Raw genomic sequence first — 3,289 nt, 5'->3', positions numbered from 1 at the left:
ATCGCGGCGCCGGCGATCAGCAGGTCGACGTCGGGCAGCTCGGCCAGCGCGCCGATCACCAGCTCGTGGCCCTTGCGCTCGATGAGGTGGCCCACCGAGGCCAGCGTGAAGCGGCCCGGCGCGAGTTGCAAGGCGGCGCGCGCATCCTCGCGTCCACCGGGATGGAAGAGCGCCAGGTCCACGCCGTTGCGCAGCGCGGTCACCTTCGCCGCATCGGCGCCCAGCGCGACCAGCTCGTCCTTGAGCGCCTCGCAGACGGTGATCATCGCGTCGGCCTGCTCGGCCGCGCGCAGGATCAGCTTGCGCGGGAACGGGTACTCGGGGATGAGGTTGATGTCGGTGCCGCGGGCGGTGATCACCAGCGGCTTGTTCAGCGCCTTGGCGACGAAGGCCGCGGCCACGCCGTCGGGATAGAAGTAGTGCGCGTCGATCAGGTCGAAGTCGTCGCCTTGCGCCTGCAGGCGCCTGGCTGCGCGCAGGAAGGTCCAGGCCAGCGTGTAGGGCGCGCTGCTCATGCCGACCTTGGGCAGGCGGATGAAACGCGGATGCTCGACCTCCAGGCCGTGGCGCGACTCGCGCGCCGGCGTGGCGGCGAACTTGCCGTACTCGCCGAAGCGCTCGCCCTTGAGCGGGAACCAGGGCACCGGCGCGATCACGCGCGACTCGGCCTGGCCCGAGGCCACCAGGTGGCGCAGGCGCGTCTCCACGAAGATGCCGTGGCTGGGCATCACCGCGCTCGGGTACAGCGTCGAGAAGGTCAGCAGCTTGAGCACGCTCAGACCCTCGCATCCGTGGGCCGGGCCGCGCCGGCCACGCCGCGCCCGGCCCGCAGCGACTGGCCCAGCGCGACCACGCGCTCGGCGTTGCCGTGCCAGGTCAGGTGCAGGCGGCCGATGGTGGCGCGGGCGCCCTGCCCCAACTGCTCGCGCAGCGCGGCGTCCGACGCCAGACGCGCCAGGCGCGCTTCCAGCGCACCGGCCTCGGCGGGATCGAAGAGCAGCGCGTTCACGCCGTCGTCCAGCACTTCCTCGATGTTGGGCGTGCTCGGCGCGACGATGGCCTTGCCCAGCGCCAGGTACTCGAAGAGCTTGAGCGGCGAGGCATAGGCCACCACCGCCGGCTGCAGCGCGATGTCGAAGGCGACCACGTGCGCCGGCACCTCGTCGCGCGAGACCACGCCCGTGAAACGCACGCGCTCGCCCAGCGCGAGCTCGGCGGCCAGCCGCTCCAGGTTGGCGCGCTCCGGGCCGTCGCCGACGATCAGCAGCCGCGCGTTGGCGGGCGCCGCGCCGGTGGCCATCCAGCGGATCACCTTGTCCATGCCGTGCCAGTCCCGCACGAAGCCGGTGAAGCCCAGCACCAGCGCGTCGTCCCAGCCCAGCGCGCGCTTGGCCTCGGCGGGCAAAGGCGCGGCGTCGAAGTGGGCCTCGTTGATGCCGTTGGGGATCACGACCATGCGCTCGGCCGGCACGCCGCGCGCGGCGATCATCGATCCCAGCACCCGCGTCACCGGCAGCACCGCGTCGGCACCGCGCCAGACCGTGTCCTCGGCCCAGCGCGCGACGCGCGGCAGCGCCAAGCCGCCGAACCTGGCGCGCTCGTCCACCAGCGGCGCGTTCACCTCCAGCAGCAGCGGCAGGCCGAGCCGCTTCTTCAGCATCAGCCCGCTGAGCAGGTAGAGGTTGTAGCGTTCGTAGATCAGGTCGGGCTGGAACTCGCGCGCCGCGGCGGCCAGACGGCGATAGGCCACCAGCGAGTAGGCCAGCTCCAGCAGCTCGTAGACGAACTTGGGCAGCTTGGCGCGCAGGCGATGCACCCAGCCGGCGTCGTCGCCCATCTTCGATTTCTCTTCCGGCGCGGACTCGCCGCCCGGCGCGACGACGCGCACCTCGTGGCCGAGCGCGCGCAGCGAGCCGATCATTTCCTCGATGTGGACCGCCTGGCCATCCTTGGACGCGGTGCGATGGTGATACAGGATCTTCATGCCGTCTGCTTCGCCGGGCCGATCAAGCGGCCTCGCGCATCGAGGACGCGCCCATGACGTTGCGCAGGAACGCGTCGTACATCAGCAGCGTCCACAGCGGCGTGCTGTGATCGCGCGAGCCGTTTTCATGCTGCTCGACCATCGCGCCCACGGCCTTGAGGTCGAACATGCCGGAGTCCGCCAGCGGCCCGCCCAGCAGCGCGCCACGCACGCGCTGGCGCAGCGGCCCGCGGAACCAGCGCGCCAGCGGCACGGCGAAGCCCATCTTGGGCCGGTAGAGCACGTCGTTCGGGAGATGCGGCTCGAGCGTCTTCTTGAACAGGTACTTGCCCTCGCCGCCGCGCAGCTTCAGGTGGGACGGCAGCGTGGCCAGCCACTCGACCAGCGGGTGGTCCATCAGCGGCTCGCGCACCTCCAGCGAGTGCGCCATCGACGCGCGGTCCACCTTGGTGTTGATGTCGCCGACCAGGTAGGTCTGCAGGTCGATGTACTGGATCAGCGCCAGCGGGTCGTCGGTACCGGCGCGCTCGGCATGCTGCAGGAACAGCTCGCGCGCGTTGTAGCCGCCCAGCTCCGACTTGAAGCGCGCGCTGTACAGCGGCAGGCGCTCGTTGTCGCGGATCACGGACATGGTGTGGAAGTAGGCCTCCACCGAATTGCGCGCCAGCGCCTGGAAGGTCGTCTTGGCGCGGAACACGCGCGGCGCCCAGTCCGCCTTCGGATAGAGCCGGCCCAGCGTGCCGAACAGCGGCTTGCGCAGCCCCAGCGGCAGGCTGGCGCGCATGCGCTCCTCCATCATGTGCAGCTTGTAGCGGCGGTAGCCGCCGAAGCTCTCGTCGCCGCCATCGCCCGACAGCGCCACCGTCACATGCTTGCGCGCGAGCTGGCAGACGCGGTAGGTCGGGATCGCGGAGCTGTCGGCATAGGGCTCGTCGTAGAGCCGCGCCAGCGTGTCGATCAGGTCGAAGTCGTCGCTCTGGACCATCTCCACGTGGTGATCGGTCTGGTAGCGGTCCGCCACCATCTGCGCGAATTCGGACTCGTTGTACTGCGGATCGTCGAAGGACATCGAGCAGGTCTTGACCGGCCCGTTGGTCTCGCCGGCCATCATCGCGACCACGGCGCTGGAGTCCACGCCGCCCGACAGGAAGGCGCCCAGCGGCACCTCCGAGATCAACCGCAGCTTGACCGCCTCGCGCAGGCGGCGCGTCAGTTCCTCCTGCGCCTGGACCTCGTCGATCTTGTTGTCCGTGGTGAAGCTGACGTCCCAGTAGCGGCGCGGCTGGCCCAGGCGCTGGTCGCCGC

The 3,289-nt window shown here is 70.7% G+C and carries 3 protein-coding genes; all 3 read right to left on the bottom strand.

Going from position 1 to position 3,289, the window contains the following annotated elements:
• Window positions 1–773, bottom strand: a 773-nt coding sequence (locus FUT87_RS15765) for a glycosyltransferase (protein WP_222617170.1), incomplete at its 3' end; no start/stop codon positions are given.
• 2 nt (window positions 774–775) lie between these two features.
• Window positions 776–1,984, bottom strand: a complete 1,209-nt coding sequence (locus tag FUT87_RS15760; RefSeq protein WP_147241624.1) for a glycosyltransferase family 4 protein — start codon at window positions 1,982–1,984, stop codon at window positions 776–778.
• 22 nt (window positions 1,985–2,006) lie between these two features.
• Window positions 2,007–3,289 (bottom strand): asparagine synthase-related protein (locus FUT87_RS15755; RefSeq protein ID WP_222617169.1); only part of this gene is annotated, 1,283 nt, incomplete at its 5' end.

It is taken from the genome of Mitsuaria sp. TWR114 (assembly GCF_007997345.1).
The sequence above is the reverse complement of the archived record's forward strand: the minus strand, read 5'-3'. Positions and strand labels throughout refer to the sequence as shown.